Source organism: Caballeronia zhejiangensis (genome assembly GCF_022879815.1).
Taxonomy (GTDB): domain Bacteria; phylum Pseudomonadota; class Gammaproteobacteria; order Burkholderiales; family Burkholderiaceae; genus Caballeronia; species Caballeronia zhejiangensis.
This window is the reverse complement of the sequence record NZ_CP084283.1, coordinates 2651392-2667004: the sequence shown is the minus strand read 5'-3', so window position 1 is coordinate 2667004 and position 15613 is coordinate 2651392. Positions and strand designations below refer to the sequence as shown.

Sequence of the window (15613 nt, the reverse complement as noted above, 5' to 3'; positions counted from 1 at the left end):
AAAAAGGGCGATGCACTCGCATCGCCCTTTTGGCGCTTACACGGAAGCGCGAATGATCCGCGCCGCATCCAGCGCGAAGTACGTCAGCACGCCGTCCGCGCCCGCGCGCTTGAACGCGAGCAGCGCTTCCATCATGACCTTGTCGTGATCGATCCAGCCGTTCTGCGCGGCCGCCTTGATCATCGCGTACTCGCCGCTCACCTGATACGCGTACGTCGGGAAGCGGAACTCGTCCTTCACGCGCCGCACGATGTCGAGGTACGGCATGCCCGGCTTGACCATCACCATGTCCGCGCCTTCCTCGATGTCCATGCGCACTTCGCGCATCGCTTCGTCGGAGTTGGCCGGGTCCATCTGATACGTCATCTTGTTGCTCTTGCCGAGATTCGCTGCGGAACCGACGGCGTCACGGAACGGGCCGTAGAATGCCGACGCGTACTTCGCCGCATACGCCATGATGCGCGTGTGGATGTGGCTTTCGCTTTCGAGCATCTCGCGGATCGCGCCGATGCGCCCGTCCATCATGTCCGACGGCGCGACGATATCCACGCCCGCTTCAGCTTGGGTGCGCGCCTGCTCGACGAGAATTTCGCTCGTTTCGTCGTTCTTCACGTAGCCTTCTTCGTCGAGCACGCCGTCCTGGCCGTGGCTCGTGTACGGATCGAGCGCGACGTCGGTCAGCACGCCGAGCATCGGGAAGTTCTTCTTCAGCTCGCGCACGGCGCGCGGAATGAGACCGTCCGGATTCGTGGCTTCGCGGCCATCGGGCGTCTTGATCGACGGTTCGATCGCCGGGAACAGCGACAGCACCGGCACGCCAAGTTCGACGCATTGCTCGGCGACTTTCATCAGCAAATCGACGGACGTGCGCTCGACGCCGGGCATCGACGGCACGGCCTGCCGCACATTCGTACCTTCGACGATGAACACGGGATAGATGAGGTCGTTCGTCGTGAGGATGTTTTCGCGCATCAGACGGCGCGAGAAGTCATCGCGGCGCATCCGGCGCGGGCGATGGTGAGGATAGAAGCTCATATTTCGACTCGAATTTGGGTGGTCTTCAGGGGAGGTCGAAAACGTGTTCCGAGACGCCTAAACCCTTGCCGAACAAGCACTTGGCTGCGTCTGAAACCGCTTTGAGACAATGGTATATCATACCGATCGAGCGAGGCGCTTGCCGCCGGACTCCCCGCTTCTCCTCCCTGAGCGGGTGCCTGTCGTTATTCGATTAGGCTATTAACCCGCCGTTATGCGGCGGGTTTTTTTATGCCGGCGCGCACGCGCCGCGCTCACTCGGCTGCGTCTTCTGACGCGTTTTCGCCGGCTTCTTCCGGTATCAGCCAGCTTTCGATCTGTTCGTGAGCCTCGTCGATGCCCGTCCGTTTGAGCGCCGAAAAGAGCTGCGCCGTAAGTTCGCCGCGATAGCCCGCGTCTTTATATTCGGCGAAGGATTTCTTGGTCGCACGCAGGGCGTTCGTCATCTCCTGTCGCGTCAATTTGTCGCATTTGGTGAGCAGCGCGTGAATCGGTTTTCCGGTCGGCGCGAACCAGTCGATCATGATGCGATCGAGGTCGGTGAGCGGCCGGCGCGAATCCATCATCAGGATCATGCCGCACAGTTGCGCGCGGCTTTGCAGGTACGTCGAAAGCAGCCGCTGCCAATGTTCCTTCGCGGCGCCCGGCACTTCGGCGTAACCGTATCCGGGAAGGTCGACGAGATAGCCGACCGGCGCGGCTTCCGGACCGACGGAGAAGTAATTGATATGCTGCGTGCGCCCCGGCGTTTTACTCGCGAAAGCAAGCCGCTTCTGATTGCAGAGGATATTGATCGCCGTCGATTTACCCGCGTTCGAGCGCCCCGCAAATGCGATTTCGGGTTGCGGCGTCGGCGGCAGATCGCGCAGATGGTTGACGGTCGTGAAGAAGCGGGATTGATGAAGCAGGAATGACATGGGCGGGTCCAATCGAAAGCGCTGCGAAAACCGAAGCCTTGAGAACCCGGCAAATACTGGGCATGCCCCGACTGGCGTCTTTGCGTATAGCGGGTTATTGTACAATACGACGGATTTTTAAAGATCAGCGGGCACGCAAGACCCAAGCCGCAGGCGGCACCCACAAGGAGCGAGACAGTTTTCAGAGGCGTACTTTTGGGCCTCTTCGTTCAGCGAGTTCGGGTATCTTGCGGCGATGATCGGTCGCCGTCGTTTTTTGCAGAACCTCACATTCTCACAAGACGAAAAACAGGGTACGCGAATGAACCGACTGTACAGGTCTCTGGTGGTGATTCGGGCAGCGGCGGCTTTCGGTGCAGGTTTGAGTGGTCTGGCGGTATCGACGTCAGTGAGTGCGGCGGAGCCCGCGCAACCGGCCAAGCCGGATGTGACGCGAGGCCAGGCTATCGCGACTCAGGTGTGCGCGGCGTGTCACGCGGCAGACGGCAACAGCGCCGGCGCGGCATTTCCGCGGCTCGCGGGGCAGCACGCCGAGTACATCGTCAAGCAGTTGAAGGATTACAAGACGCAGCCGGGTGCAAAGGCACCGGCGCGCAACAATCCGATCATGGCGGGCATCGCGGGCGCGCTATCGGATCAGGACATGGTGAACGTCGCGGCGTACTTCGCGTCGCAGAAGGCAAAGCCCAATTACGCGCGCGACAAGAACGACGTCGCGTTGGGCCAGAAGATCTACCGCGGCGGCATCGCGGACAAGGGCGTGCCGGCGTGTGCGGCGTGCCACGGCGCGACGGGCATGGGCATTCCGGTGCAGTATCCGCGGCTGTCGTGGCAGTGGGGCGATTACACAGTGGCGCAGTTGAACGCCTTCGCATCGGGACAACGCAACAACAGCGAGCCGATGCACCAGATTTCCTCGCGCCTGAACGAAGCGGAGATGAAGGCGGTCGCCGACTACATCGCCGGTTTGCATTGAACGCATAGCAGTCAGCGTCCAGCGGTTCTCCATGCAGAGACGGAGAATCGCCCATACTACGAAGCCGGTCCCGGACTATCCGAGAAGACCGGCGCGAAAACAAGAAAAGGGTGGGACGTCGGTCGACAAAGACCGCCAGCGTCTCCACCCTTTTTTGCTGTCCAGCCGGAGTTTGAATGAGCGTCACCACATCGGGTTTGCAGTCGAAGTCGAGCCGTCGGGCCATCAGGCATTTCGTCGAACTCGTCAGTTCGATGCGCTTCGCCATCGCATTGCTGGTCATTCTGGCGATCGCGAGCATCATCGGCACGGTGCTTACGCAGGACGATCCGTATCCCAACTACGTCAATCAGTTCGGCCCGTTCTGGGCGGACATCTTCCGTGGCTTGAGCATCTACACCGTGTACAGCGCATGGTGGTTCATGCTGATCCTGATTTTCCTCGTGATCTCGGTGTCGCTGTGCGTGATCCGAAACAGCCCGAAGATGATCGCGGACATCAAGAGCTGGAAGGATCGCGTGCACGAAGGCGGGCTGCGCGCGTTCCATCACAAGGGCGAGTTCACGGTCACGGCCGATCGCGCGCAGACCGCCGCGACGCTCGAACGCCTGTCCGCGAAGATGGGCTACCGCTTCAAGACGCGCGAGACCGACAACGGCGCGACGCTCATCACCGCCAAGCGCGGCGCGATGACCAAGGTCGGCTATATCTCGGCGCATCTGGCGATCGTCGTGATCTGTATCGGCGGTCTGCTGGACAGCAATCTGCCCATCAAGCTGCAGATGTGGATGTTCAACAAGACGCCGATCAACAGCAACGCCGTCATCAACGACATTCCGCGCGAGCATCGTCTTTCAACGTCGAATCCGACTTTCCGCGGCTACGCATGGGTGCCCGAAGGGCAGTTCGTCGGCACGGCGATACTGAATCAGCAAGACGGCTCGATCATTCAGGACCTGCCGTTCTCGATTCAGCTCAATAAGTTCATCGTCGATTACTACTCGACCGGCATGCCGAAGCTCTTCGCGAGCGATATCGTCGTCATCGATCACAGGACAGGCAAGCGCATTCCGGCGCGCATCGAAGTGAACAAGCCGTTCACGTATGACGGCATTTCGATCTATCAATCGAGCTTTCAGGACGGCGGCTCGAAACTCGAAATGACCGCCTGGCCGATGACCGGCGGCAGCGCGAAGACCGCGCCGTTCAGCGGGACGATCGGCGGCACGGCGCCCATCGGCGCGCAGTTCGCGGGCGCGCAGGGCGAGACGGTCGAGTTCACGGATTTCCGCGCGATCAACGTCGAGAACATGACCGACGGCAGCGGCGCGCCCGACGCGCGCGGCGTCGGCAAGAAGGAAACGCTGCGCGATGCATTCGACGAGCGCCTCGGCTCAGGCGCCAAAACGTCGAGACCGACGGATCTGCGCAATATCGGCCCGTCGGTGCAATACAAGGTGCGCGGCACGGACGGCCAGGCGCGCGAATACAGCAACTACATGGTGCCCGTGGACGTGAGCGGCCAGCGTATGTTCCTCGCGGGCATGCGCCTGAGCCCGAACGATCCGTTCCGCTATCTGCGCATTCCCGCCGACGATCAGGGCACCGTCAAACAGTGGATGGACCTGCGCGCCGCGCTCGCGACGCCGGCGACGCGCGCCGAAGCCGCGCATCGTTTCGCGTTGCGTTCGGTGCCGCAGGAAAACGGTGAACTGCAGAAACATCTGGAGGAAAGCGCCGTCCGCGTGCTGAATCTTTTCGCAGGCGCCGATGAAACCGGCAAGGCGACGACGAATCCGCAGATGATTGGCGGTTTCCAGAGCATCGCGATGTTTATCGACAAATCGGTGCCGAAGGGCGAGCAGGAGAAAGCCGCCGGCCTGCTGATGAGGATGCTCGAAGGCGCGATGTGGGACGTATGGCAGATTTCCCGAGAGCAAAACGGCCAGCCCGCGGCTAAAGTGGACGATAAGAACGCCGCGTTCGTGCAATCGTCCATCAACGCGCTTTCCGACAGCTTTCTGTACGGTTCGCCGGTCTTTCTGCAACTGGACAACTTCAGGCAAGTGCAAGCTTCGGTATTCCAGTTGACGCGCGCGCCGGGTAAAAATCTGGTGTATCTTGGCAGCCTTCTGCTGGTCGTCGGCATTTTCGCGATGTTTTACGTGCGCGAACGCCGGCTCTGGTTCTGGCTCAAAGATACGGGCCAGGGCGGCGCGAGCGTGCTGATGGCGATGTCCACCGCCCGCCGCACGTTCGATTTCGAGAAAGAGTTCGTGCGTACGCGCGCGCAGATCGCAGCGGCGCTCGGCGTGAAGCCGGAAGTACCGGCCGATCCGTCCCCGGCGCAAAACGCGCACCGGCATTCGCAAACCGAGACCCCGAACTCGGAAGTTTCAACACGGTAAGATCATGGACCTCACACAGACTTCCTCCCACGCCTCCGCCAAGACGGAACGTCCGGCATCGGGGCTTCCCGATGTCGCCGAGTTCGACGATCGTCCGTTCCTGCGCAGGCTCACGCTGATCGACTGGCTCTTCGCCCTCGCGATGGTCGCGGGCGCGGGTTTCGCGCTGAACCGCTATCACGCGTACATGGACGTGTACGACACGGCCGTGCTGGTCGGCGCCGTGCCGACGTTCGTCGTGCTCGGCTGGCGCTGGAAACCGGTACGCCTGCTGATCGCGTTGATCGCGGTGTTGTCGCTTTTCTCGATCCAGCTCTATCAGCACGACCTCGCTCGCGCCGACACGAACTTCTTCCTCAAGTACTTCCTGTCGAGCCAGTCCGCGATCTTGTGGATGAGCGCGCTCTTCATCCTCGCGACGCTCTTCTACTGGATCGGCCTTGCGACGCGCTCGCAGACGGGCGGCGCGATCGGCTCGCGCATGACGTGGGTCGCGGTGCTGATGGGCTTCACCGGCCTGATGGTGCGCTGGTACGAGTCCTACATGATCGGCTCGGACGTCGGCCATATTCCGATTTCGAATCTGTACGAAGTCTTCGTGTTGTTCTGCCTCATCACGTCGCTGTTTTATCTCTACTACGAGCAGCATTACTCGACGCGCGCGATGGGCGCGTTCGTGCTGCTCGTCATCAGCGCGGCGGTCGGTTTCCTGATGTGGTATTCGATCGCGCGCGATGCACAGCAGATTCAGCCGCTCGTCCCCGCGCTGCAAAGCTGGTGGATGAAGATCCACGTTCCGGCGAACTTCATCGGCTATGGCAGCTTCGCGCTCTCGGCGATGGTCTCCGTCGCGTATCTCGCGAAGCAGCGCGGTTTCATGGCGGACCGCCTTCCGTCGCTCGAAGTGCTCGACGACGTGATGTACAAGTCGATTGCCGTCGGCTTCGCGTTCTTCACCATCGCGACGATCCTCGGCGCGCTGTGGGCGGCGGAAGCGTGGGGCGGCTACTGGAGCTGGGATCCGAAGGAAACCTGGGCGCTGATCGTCTGGCTGAACTACGCCGCGTGGCTGCACATGCGCCTGATGAAAGGCCTGCGCGGCGCCGCCGCCGCATGGTGGGCGCTGACGGGCCTGATCGTCACGACCTTCGCGTTCCTCGGCGTCAACATGTTCCTTTCGGGCTTGCATAGTTACGGCAAGCTCTGATCGGCAGCGTCGAATCGAAAAAGACCGCCATGCGTGACGAGCGCTGGCGGTTTTTTTTCGTTTTGCGGTGGAATACTGGCATCCAATCTGCTGTTTTCTCCGTACAAGAATGAACGGAAGGAGTCACGCTTCATGTGGATCAAACAAGGCCGTAATCTGTACGGCGATGACATTGCGAGTCACGAAATCACGCCGCGCGACGTGTTCGAGAATCGCCGGCGCACGCTTCGTTCGCTCGGCGCGCTCGCCGCGACAGGACTCGCCGGCGCGAGCGGCCTCGCCCACGCGACGCTGACATCGCCCGACGCCAAAGGCCAGAAGCTGGCCGCGACGACCAACCCGAAGTTCGTCGCGCTCGACAAGCCGACGCCGTTCAAGGACATCACGAGCTACAACAACTTCTACGAGTTCGGCACCGACAAGGACGATCCCGCCGCCCACGCCGGCACGCTGCGTCCGCGGCCGTGGAAAGTGTCCGTCGAGGGCGCGATCAAGAATCCGAAGGTCTACGACATCGACGACATTCTCAAGCTCGCGCCGCTCGAGGAACGCGTGTACCGGCTGCGCTGCGTCGAAGGCTGGTCGATGGTGATTCCGTGGATCGGCGTGTCGTTGTCGGAGCTCATCAAGCGCGCCGGGCCGACGGGCAACGCGAAGTACGTGCAGTTCATCACGCTGGCCGATCCGTCGCAGATGCCGGGACTTTCGACGCCGATCCTCGAATGGCCGTATTCCGAAGGTCTGCGCATGGACGAGGCGATGAATCCGCTCACGCTGCTGACCGTCGGCTTGTACGGCGAAGTGCTGCCGAACCAGAACGGCGCGCCGGTGCGTGTCGTCGTGCCGTGGAAGTACGGTTTCAAGAGCGCGAAATCGCTGGTGAAAATCCGCTTTGTCGAGAAACAGCCGCCAACGAGCTGGAATCTCTACGCGCCGAGCGAATACGGCTTCTTTTCGAACGTGAATCCGAATGTCGATCATCCGCGCTGGAGTCAGGCGACGGAGCGGCGCATCGGCGAGGACGGTTTCTTTCAGCCGAAACGCAAGACGCTCATGTTCAACGGCTACGGCGATCAGGTCGCGTCGATGTATGCCGGCATGGATCTGAAGAAGAACTTCTGAACGATGTCGTCCGCTTCCCAGATCAAAAGCGCGCGCGTCGCGACGGGACCGCGATGGATCGTTCCGGTCAAGATCGTCGTGTTCGTCGCGATGCTGTTTCCGCTCGCACGTCTCGTGCTGCTCGGCGCGACGGGCGGCCTGGGCGCGAATCCGATCGAATTCATCACGCGCTCGACCGGCCTCTGGACGCTCGTGTATCTGTGCATCACGCTCGCGATCACGCCCGTGCGCCGCCTGACGGGCGTGACGGCGCTCGCGCGCTTTCGCCGGATGATCGGTCTCTTCGCGTTCTTCTTCGCCGTACTGCACTTCACGACGTACATCTGGTTCGACAAATGGTTCGATGTCGCCGCGATGCTGAAGGACATCGGCAAGCGGCCGTTCATCACGGTCGGTTTCGCGGCGTTCGTGCTGCTGATTCCGCTCGCGGTCACATCGCCGAAAGCGATGGTGCGCAAGCTCGGCCGTCGCTGGCAGACCTTGCATCGCGCGATCTATCTGATCGCCGCGCTCGCGATCCTGCATTTCTGGTGGATGAAGGCGGGCAAACACGATCTCGAACTGCCGAAGATCTACGGCTCGATCGTGATCGTGCTGCTCGGCTGGCGCGTGATCGCCTGGCTCAAAGCGCGACGCGCATAAAAAAAGCGATGCTTGTCAGGGCATCGCTTTTTCGTTCGAAGCGCGGCGCTTCAGTCCGGCAGAATCGATTCGCCGGCGAACAGCTGCTTCACTTCCTCACGCTCGCGCACGAGCCGCGCGCGTTCCCCATCGACCATGATTTCGGCGGCGCGCGGACGCGTGTTGTAGTTTGAGCTCATCACGAAGCCGTACGCGCCCGCCGAGCAGATCGCGAGCAGATCGCCGGGCGCGATGGACAGCTCGCGATCGCGTCCGAGCCAGTCGCCGCTTTCGCATACCGGACCGACGACATCGTATGTATGCGCTTTCTCGTCGCGCTTCACGACCGGCACGATGCGATGAAACGCCTCGTACATCGCGGGACGCGCGAGGTCGTTCATCGCGGCATCGACGATGGCGAAGTTCTTTTCCTCGCCCGGCTTCAGGAACTCGACGCGCGTCAGCAGCACGCCCGCGTTGCCGACGAGCGAGCGCCCCGGCTCGAAATACACTTCGCGCTGACCGTGGCCGCGCTTCTCGATGTGATCGAGCAGCGTCTTCACGAACACGCCGATATCGGGCGGCGTTTCGTCGTCGTAGGTGATGCCGAGACCGCCGCCGACATCGACGTGACGAATGCTCATGCCGTCCGCTTCGATCTGCTCGACGAGTTCGAGCAGCTTGTCGAGCGCGTCGAGATACGGGCTGATTTCGGTGATCTGCGAGCCGATATGGCAATCGATGCCGACGACATCGAGATTCGGCATGGCATGCGCTTGCGCGTACGTCGCGCGCGCATCGCTGAACGCGACGCCGAACTTGTTCGACTTGAGGCCGGTGGAGATGTACGGATGCGTTTTTGCATCGACGTCGGGATTCACGCGCAGCGAAACCGGCGCTTTCTTGCCGAGCGACTTCGCGACTTCGTTGAGCGCGTGCAACTCGGGAATCGACTCGACGTTGAAGCACTTGACGCCCGCTTCGAGCGCCTCGCGCATTTCGGCCACCGTCTTGCCGACGCCCGAAAACACCGTGTTCTCCGCCTTGCCGCCGGCCGCGAGCACGCGCGCGAGCTCGCCCGACGACACGATGTCGAAGCCCGCGCCCATGCGCGCGAACACGTTGAGCACCGCGAGATTGCTGTTCGCCTTCACCGCGACGTGCACCGTTGCCTTGCGGCCGGCGCAGGCATCGGCGTAAGCGTGATAGGCGCGCGTGAGGGCATCGCGCGAATAGACGTAGAGCGGCGTGCCGAACTGGTCCGCGAGCGACGCGGCTGAGACGCCTTCGACGTGCAACACGCCGTCGACGTAGTGGAATGCGGAATCACTCATGCGTGGAATCGAAAGTGCGCCACGAAGGCGTTAAGGCTCGAGGATCAGTAAGCGGACGACGCGGCTTTCGGCGCCGATGCACCATTGGGACTGGTTTTGAGATCGGTCTCGGGCGAAAGCGAGAGCGGCTGTCTCGATGCCGTTTCGCTGTCCGGAGCGACGTTCGAAGGCGGCGTATTCTGGAGGTCGTTGGGACGTTGCGGCAGCGGCGGCACTCTTGGCAGATACAGCGGACCGCGTTGCCCACAACCGCCGAGCGAGAGCGTTGCCGCGGCGCCGATGCTCAAAGCCGCTACAATCGCGCTCATCTTGAAAACGACTCGCATGACCGTCCCTATACGTTTAATCGATGGAGTTTAGCATGACAGACCAGGAATACCTGACGCTGGCGGAGGCCGCGCTGACGGCCATCGAGCGCTCGGTGGACAACGCCGAAGCGGACATCGAATTCGAGCGCAGCGGCAATGTGCTCACGCTGGAATTCGAGAATCGCACGAAGGTGATCGTCAACTTGCAGCCGCCGAAGCACGAAATCTGGCTCGCGGCGAAGGCGGGCGGATTCCACTACAAATACGTCGACGGCGCCTGGCGCGACACGCGCGACAACAGCGAATTCTTCGCGACGCTGAGCAAATATTCGAGCGAGCAGGCCGGCGAGCCGATCCGCTTCAAGGCATAAATCGAGGCGTAAAAAAAACGAGCGGCCTTTCGGTCCGCTCGCTTTGCTTTGCAGGGGCCGGGTTACTGCCCCTTGAACAGATTCATGATGTCCTGCTTTTCCTGCTCGCCAACCTCGGGCGCGGGCGCAGTCACGCCTGACACGCCTTCCTGCGGCGGCGCCTGGCTCACACCGATCGTTGCGACGAAGCCGCGGCCCGGCGTCATGTCGTCGTAGTACAGCTCGTTGCCGAGCGACGTGATATCGGGCGGCATCATCGGCTTGTACTCGGGCACGCCCTTCAGCGCGCGGCCCATGTAATCCATCCACACCGGCAGCGCAAGACCGCCGCCCGTTTCCTTGTCGCCGAGGCTGCGCGGATTGTCATAGCCGATCCACGCGATCGCCACGAGCGTGCGCTGATAACCGGCGAACCACGCATCGCGCGAATCGTTCGTCGTGCCCGTCTTGCCGGCCAGATCGCCGCGCTTCAGTTGATTCGTCTTCGCGCCCGTGCCGTGCTGCGCGACGCTCTGCAACAGGCTGTTCATCACGAAAGCGTTGCGCGGCGTGATCGCGAGCGGCGCGCTTTGCTGCGCGACGAGCGGCTGCGGATGCGACACGACGCGCCCGTACGGATCGGTGATATCGGCGATCAGATACGGATTCACACGATATCCACCGTTCGCGAACACCGCGTAACCGGCTGCCATTTGCAGCGGTGTGACGAGGCCGGCGCCGAGCGCCATCGGCAGATAAGCGGGATGACGGTCCGCATCGAAGCCGAAGCGCGTGATGTACTGCTGCGCGTACTTCGTGCCGATATGACTCAGGATGCGGATCGACACCATGTTCTTCGAGCGCTGCAACGCGGAGCGCATGGTCATCGGGCCGTCGAAGCCGCCGCCGTAGTTCTTCGGCTCCCACGCCTGGCCGCCCGTCTCGGCGGCGCTGAAGAAAAGCGGTCCGTCGTTGATGATCGTCGCGGGCGAGAGACCCTTTTCGAGCGATGCCGAATAGATGAACGGCTTGAAGCTCGATCCCGGCTGGCGCCATGCCTGCGTGACGTGATTGAACTTGTTCTTGTTGAAGTCGAAGCCGCCGACGAGCGCACGGATCGCGCCGTCCTGCGGCACCATCGACACGAGCGCGCCTTCGACTTGCGGCAATTGCGTGATGATCCAGTCGCCGTCGTCGTCCTTCATGAGACGCACGATCGCGCCCGGACGAATGCGCGAGTTCGGCTGCGCGCGCGACGAGAGCGCGAACTGCACGAAACGCAGATCGTTGCCGCTGATGGTTGCCGTGTTGCCGTCGATGAAGCTCGCCTTCACTTCCTTCGGACTCGCCGACGTCACGACCGCCGCGACGATCTCGCCGTTGTCGGGATGCTCGGCGAGCGCATCGTCGATGGCCTGCTCGCGGTCATCCGCGTTCGCCGGCAGATCGATGTAACCTTCCGGCCCGCGATAGCCGTGCCGGTGCTCGTAATCCATCAGGCCCTTGCGCACCGCGCGATACGCGGCGTCCTGGTCGGCGGAATCGATCGTCGTCACGACATTCAGGCCGCGCGTGTACGCTTCTTCGCGGTATTGCGCGTACAGCATCTGACGCACCATTTCCGCGACGTACTCGGCGTGCACACTGAATTCGCGGCCCTGTCCCTTCACGACGAGCGGCTGCTGCACGGCCTGCTCGTACTCAGCCTGCGTGATGAAGTTCAGCTCCCGCATGCGTTGCAGGATGTACTCCTGCCGCACCTTCGCGCGCTTCGGATTGACGACCGGGTTGTACGCCGAGGGCGCTTTCGGCAGACCCGCGAGCATCGCCGCCTCGGCGAGCGAGACGTCCTTCAGATCCTTGCCGAAATAGACCCGCGCCGCGCTCGCGAAACCATACGCGCGCTGCCCGAGATAGATCTGATTCATATAGACCTCCAGAATCTGATCCTTCGTCAACGCGCGCTCGATCTTGTACGCGAGCAGCATTTCATAAATCTTGCGCGTGTAGGTCTTCTCGCTCGACAGGAAGAAATTGCGCGCGACCTGCATCGTGATCGTGCTCGCGCCTTGCGACGCGTGGCCGTTGGTCAGGGCGACCGAGCCCGCGCGCAGAATGCCGGTGAGATCGACGCCGCCGTGATCGTAAAAGCGCGCGTCTTCGATGGCGAGCACGGCTTTTTTCAGATGATCGGGCACGTCCTGAATGCGCACGACACTGCGGCGCTCTTCGCCGAATTCGCCGATCAGAAGGTGATCGGCCGTGTAGATGCGCAGCGGCACCTTCGGCTTGTAATCGGTGAGCGCTTCGAGCGACGGCAGGTTCGGCATCGCAACGACGAGCGCGTAGCCGAGCACCAGACCCGCGCAGACGACGAGCGCGAAAACGCTGACGAAAAATCCGAGCATGAGCCTCCCCCACCATGGGCGTTTGGCTTTTTTCGGCTTCTCGGGCGGCGTGGACGGCGGGTTGGACGGGGAAGAGGATTGCATAGCACCACCAAAAACAGTCACGCGATTATAGCTGCCCGGGTTTCGGACTTTTCTTGACGCACACGGCGCACGCTGCCGCCGTGTGCGCCTGCACACGCGTCTGCCGTTGTCTTCAAGATACGCGCGATCCTGCGCGGAAGCATCCCTCCGACGCGAGCGTTGGCCATTCGGCCGAGTGTTCGCCGCGATCGGCGCTCGCGACAATTCTTCCGACATCAAGCGCCCGAACGGTTCGGTGCGCGATCGAATGGAAGGAGCGGTCATGAGCAAGGAAAACATGCTGCGCGGCACGATGCTGACGGTCACGCGGCGCTACGCGGCGGGCATCGACGTGAGCGAGGACGCGGTGCGCCTCGCCATCGTGAGCAGGCGGTTGAGGGCGAATGCGGCGGTGTGTGTCGAGCATCTGGAGTCGGTGGCGCTGCCGTCGGGTGCGGTGGTCGGCGGCGATTTCGTCGATCGCGCGCCTATCGTCGCGGCGTTGCGCGAGGCGTTCGGGCGGCTGCCGGAAAGCGGCGCTTGGCGTGCGCTGCGTTGCGCGATGGGCTTGCCGTCGTCGGCGACGCTTACGACGCAAGTTCCGCTCGCCCGACTCATCGACACCCACGAGCAGCTCGCAGCCCCGATCGGCGGCGATCCGCGCGGCTTGCTCGAGCCGGCCGTACTCGCCGAAGCCGAGCGCGCGGCGGGCATCGAACGCGGCGCGCTGGCGGTCGACTGGTCCGTGCAGACGCGGGAAGACGGCGACGCGCTGGTCGCGATAGCGGCGACGGCGCGGCGACACGTCGAGGCGCGAGTCGAGACCGCGGCGGAGGCGGGCATCGCGCTATCGGCCATCGACAGCGAGCCGGCCGCCGCATTGCGCGCGATGCGCCATGCAGGTTCCGTCGAACTGGACGCCGACGCGCGCTATCTCGTCTGCTGGCTGGAAAGCGGCGGCTTGCACGGCTGGCTCGTCGGCTCGCGCGGCGTCGAAAACGAAGTCCGGTATCCCGCGCCCGAGCATCGGAGCATTTCGGACGCGTTGCACGAACTCGCTGGCGAACACGCGCCGCTCGATTGCATCTACGTCGGCGGGCAGATCGAGTTGATGGCGCACGCGGGCCTTCCGCTTCCCGTGCTCGGCAAGACTTTCGGCTGCGCGGCATTGCCGTTCGAAGCCGCGCCTTATTGCAACGGGGTGGCCGAGATTCAGACGGTGCACAAGCATTCGCCGCGTTTCGCGGTTGCGGTAGGCCTGGCGTTGCGCGAGGTGATGCAATGAACGCTGCCATGCTCGACGGATTCAATCTGTTGCCTTATCGCGCGCGAAAGCGACGCGAGCTACGGCGGCAGCGGCTCGCGCTGATCGGCGCGGTGACGCTCGCGGGCTGCGCGGCCGTTGGCGCCGTCGCTGGCCGCGACTTGTTCGAGCGCGCGCGACTGGATGAACGGCGTGTCGCGCTGGAGACGTCGCTGCGTGCTTCGAGCGCGCAGATCGACGAACACGCACGGCTCGTGCGCGCAGAAAGCGAACGGCGGCGCGCGCGTGAGGCCGCGCAGCCGTTGGCGTTGCCGCGCGAGCGTTTCCTCGCGCTGCTCGAAGCGCTCGCCGACTCGCCTCTTCAACGCGGCGTCGCGCTTCAACGCGTGTCGCAGCGAACGAATGAGGTCGAGCTGGCGGCGCTCGCACCCGATTCGCAGGCAGCGTCGCAATGGCTCAAGCGGCTGGAGCGCCTGCGCGGCGTGCAGGCGGTGGAAGTGATCGAAATGAAACGGCGCGCGAACGGAATTCCGTCGACGCAGCCTGCCAGGCGCGCTGCATCGACGGCCTCCGACGAGCACGCCGCGCGATTCGAGTTCGTCGCGCTGGTGCGCTATGCGCCGGATCATTCGCGCGATGAAACGGCGTCGCGTCAGGCACGTCCGGTTTTGGCGGCAACGCAGGGGGAACGCCCATGAGCACGATTCCGATGGACATCGCCATGAAGACGCGCTCGCGCGGCGCGCTCTCCATCCTGCAACCGCTCGACGACTGGTCGAGGCGACGGACCGCGTGTGTCGCGCTCGCGTTGAGTGTCGTCGTGTTTGCGTTCGGCCTGCGCGCGTGGCGCATGTCGGACGCGAGCCGGCTCGATGAAAGCCGCGTCGCGTTGGCCGCGGCACAAGCGAAGGCGCAGGACGCGGCGCGCATTGCCGACGAACTGTCCGGCTTGCGAGCGCGCGCGTCGTCGGGGCGCCTCGATCCGGAGCACTGGAGCGCCGCCGACGCGTTGCGCGCGGTCGCGGATCTGGCCGCCCAGAGCGGCGTGCGCGTCGCGGACATCGAGCCTGTCGCCGTCAAAGGCGGGGCGCCGAAGCAGCGAGAGCCGTTTCCTGAGCGCGCGCTCAAGCTGCGCGCGGACGGCAGCTTCGCGGAGCTACGGCGCTTTCTCGATGCGCTCGCCGGCCTGCCGCGACTCGTCGTTCCCGAGAACGTGCAGATCAAGCGGCAGGCGAACGCGCTCGCCATCGAAGCGACATTGCGCATCTTCGAAACGTTGCCGGCGGTCGCGCCCGCCGCAGTGTCGCGCGCCAACGCGTTCGTCATCGATCCGTTCGGCAGCGCGGACGCCGCCGCGCAGGGAAGCGACATGCTGCTGGTGGGCACGTTCGTCGCACGGCGTCGCGCGATGGCGCTTTTGCAAAGCGGCCGCGACGTCGACAGCTTCGCGCCGGGGCAGAAAATCGGCGACGAACGGCTCGGGCGCGTCGTGCCGCGCGCAATCGAACTCGCCCGAGAAGACGGCATGTCGCGCAAGCTGACTTTCGCGGAGGATCGCACGTGAGCCGGTTCGCGAAGCTTTCAGGCAGATTCATCGGAA

Annotated in this window: 14 protein-coding genes; 9 read left to right on the top strand and 5 right to left on the bottom strand. The window is 63.3% G+C overall.

Annotated features, from left to right (window positions below):
* Positions 1-36: 36 nt before the first annotated feature.
* The gene (gene hemB / locus LDZ23_RS12740) at positions 37-1035 is read right to left on the bottom strand and encodes a porphobilinogen synthase (RefSeq protein ID WP_008344053.1); all 999 of its coding nucleotides are present in this window, start codon (positions 1033-1035) and stop codon (positions 37-39) included.
* Positions 1036-1289: 254 nt separating this feature from the next.
* Positions 1290-1952, bottom strand: coding sequence for a ribosome biogenesis GTP-binding protein YihA/YsxC (gene yihA, locus LDZ23_RS12735; protein ID WP_008344055.1), 663 nt, complete (start codon positions 1950-1952; stop codon positions 1290-1292).
* A 301-nt stretch (positions 1953-2253) separates the two neighbouring features.
* On the opposite strand from yihA, the gene LDZ23_RS12730 reads away from it, so the two are divergent.
* The 5 genes from LDZ23_RS12730 (at position 2254) to msrQ (ending at position 8307) form a co-directional block, all read left to right on the top strand.
* Complete coding sequence (locus LDZ23_RS12730) at positions 2254-2928, top strand: c-type cytochrome (RefSeq protein WP_033536975.1); 675 nt, start codon at positions 2254-2256, stop codon at positions 2926-2928.
* A 176-nt stretch (positions 2929-3104) separates the two neighbouring features.
* A complete protein-coding gene (locus tag LDZ23_RS12725; protein WP_008344059.1) occupies positions 3105-5336 on the top strand; it encodes a cytochrome c biogenesis protein ResB in 2232 nt (743 codons plus the stop codon).
* Positions 5337-5340: 4 nt separating this feature from the next.
* Positions 5341-6543: a c-type cytochrome biogenesis protein CcsB gene (gene ccsB, locus LDZ23_RS12720; protein WP_008344060.1), complete on the top strand. Its 1203-nt coding sequence runs from the start codon at positions 5341-5343 to the stop codon at positions 6541-6543.
* 132 nt (positions 6544-6675) lie between these two features.
* Positions 6676-7665: a protein-methionine-sulfoxide reductase catalytic subunit MsrP gene (gene msrP / locus LDZ23_RS12715; protein WP_008344063.1), complete on the top strand. Its 990-nt coding sequence runs from the start codon at positions 6676-6678 to the stop codon at positions 7663-7665.
* Between the two features lie 3 nt (positions 7666-7668).
* Complete coding sequence (msrQ, locus tag LDZ23_RS12710; protein ID WP_008344065.1) at positions 7669-8307, top strand: protein-methionine-sulfoxide reductase heme-binding subunit MsrQ; 639 nt, start codon at positions 7669-7671, stop codon at positions 8305-8307.
* Between the two features lie 50 nt (positions 8308-8357).
* Here msrQ and lysA read toward each other — a convergent pair whose 3' ends face one another.
* Both lysA and lptM read right to left on the bottom strand, forming a co-directional pair.
* The gene (gene lysA / locus LDZ23_RS12705; protein WP_008344066.1) at positions 8358-9620 is read right to left on the bottom strand and encodes a diaminopimelate decarboxylase; all 1263 of its coding nucleotides are present in this window, start codon (positions 9618-9620) and stop codon (positions 8358-8360) included.
* A gap of 44 nt (positions 9621-9664) precedes the next feature.
* Positions 9665-9946: an LPS translocon maturation chaperone LptM gene (gene lptM, locus LDZ23_RS12700; RefSeq protein WP_008344068.1), complete on the bottom strand. Its 282-nt coding sequence runs from the start codon at positions 9944-9946 to the stop codon at positions 9665-9667.
* Positions 9947-9981: 35 nt separating this feature from the next.
* Here lptM and cyaY point away from each other — a divergent pair, with 35 nt between their 5' ends.
* Positions 9982-10299: an iron donor protein CyaY gene (cyaY, locus tag LDZ23_RS12695; protein WP_008344070.1), complete on the top strand. Its 318-nt coding sequence runs from the start codon at positions 9982-9984 to the stop codon at positions 10297-10299.
* A 62-nt stretch (positions 10300-10361) separates the two neighbouring features.
* Here cyaY and LDZ23_RS12690 read toward each other — a convergent pair whose 3' ends face one another.
* Positions 10362-12770 carry a penicillin-binding protein 1A gene (locus tag LDZ23_RS12690; RefSeq protein WP_033536970.1) on the bottom strand — a complete coding sequence of 803 codons (2409 nt, stop codon included), beginning with the start codon at positions 12768-12770 and terminating at the stop codon, positions 10362-10364.
* A gap of 262 nt (positions 12771-13032) precedes the next feature.
* On the opposite strand from LDZ23_RS12690, the gene pilM reads away from it, so the two are divergent.
* From pilM to pilO, 3 genes are read left to right on the top strand one after another with little or no spacing between them, the layout of a single operon-like run.
* Positions 13033-14034, top strand: a complete 1002-nt coding sequence (gene pilM / locus LDZ23_RS12685) for a type IV pilus biogenesis protein PilM (RefSeq protein WP_033536974.1) — start codon at positions 13033-13035, stop codon at positions 14032-14034.
* Positions 14031-14711: a PilN family protein gene (locus LDZ23_RS12680; protein WP_033536969.1), complete on the top strand. Its 681-nt coding sequence runs from the start codon at positions 14031-14033 to the stop codon at positions 14709-14711. Before pilM ends, LDZ23_RS12680 begins: the two co-directional genes overlap by 4 nt.
* Positions 14708-15577: a type IV pilus inner membrane component PilO gene (gene pilO / locus LDZ23_RS12675; RefSeq protein WP_008344077.1), complete on the top strand. Its 870-nt coding sequence runs from the start codon at positions 14708-14710 to the stop codon at positions 15575-15577. Before LDZ23_RS12680 ends, pilO begins: the two co-directional genes overlap by 4 nt.
* Positions 15578-15613: the final 36 nt, after the last annotated feature.

Bases quoted from the DNA above. Each gene is read 5' to 3' on its own strand.
- hemB (WP_008344053.1), bottom strand. From the start codon at position 1,035: ATGAGCTTCTATCCTCACCATCGCCCGCGCCGGATGCGCCGCGATGAC.
- yihA (WP_008344055.1), bottom strand. From the start codon at position 1,952: ATGTCATTCCTGCTTCATCAATCCCGCTTCTTCACGACCGTCAACCAT.
- LDZ23_RS12730 (WP_033536975.1), top strand. From the start codon at position 2,254: ATGAACCGACTGTACAGGTCTCTGGTGGTGATTCGGGCAGCGGCGGCT.
- LDZ23_RS12725 (WP_008344059.1), top strand. From the start codon at position 3,105: ATGAGCGTCACCACATCGGGTTTGCAGTCGAAGTCGAGCCGTCGGGCC.
- ccsB (WP_008344060.1), top strand. From the start codon at position 5,341: ATGGACCTCACACAGACTTCCTCCCACGCCTCCGCCAAGACGGAACGT.
- msrP (WP_008344063.1), top strand. From the start codon at position 6,676: ATGTGGATCAAACAAGGCCGTAATCTGTACGGCGATGACATTGCGAGT.
- msrQ (WP_008344065.1), top strand. From the start codon at position 7,669: ATGTCGTCCGCTTCCCAGATCAAAAGCGCGCGCGTCGCGACGGGACCG.
- lysA (WP_008344066.1), bottom strand. From the start codon at position 9,620: ATGAGTGATTCCGCATTCCACTACGTCGACGGCGTGTTGCACGTCGAA.
- lptM (WP_008344068.1), bottom strand. From the start codon at position 9,946: ATGCGAGTCGTTTTCAAGATGAGCGCGATTGTAGCGGCTTTGAGCATC.
- cyaY (WP_008344070.1), top strand. From the start codon at position 9,982: ATGACAGACCAGGAATACCTGACGCTGGCGGAGGCCGCGCTGACGGCC.
- LDZ23_RS12690 (WP_033536970.1), bottom strand. From the start codon at position 12,770: ATGCAATCCTCTTCCCCGTCCAACCCGCCGTCCACGCCGCCCGAGAAG.
- pilM (WP_033536974.1), top strand. From the start codon at position 13,033: ATGAGCAAGGAAAACATGCTGCGCGGCACGATGCTGACGGTCACGCGG.
- LDZ23_RS12680 (WP_033536969.1), top strand. From the start codon at position 14,031: ATGAACGCTGCCATGCTCGACGGATTCAATCTGTTGCCTTATCGCGCG.
- pilO (WP_008344077.1), top strand. From the start codon at position 14,708: ATGAGCACGATTCCGATGGACATCGCCATGAAGACGCGCTCGCGCGGC.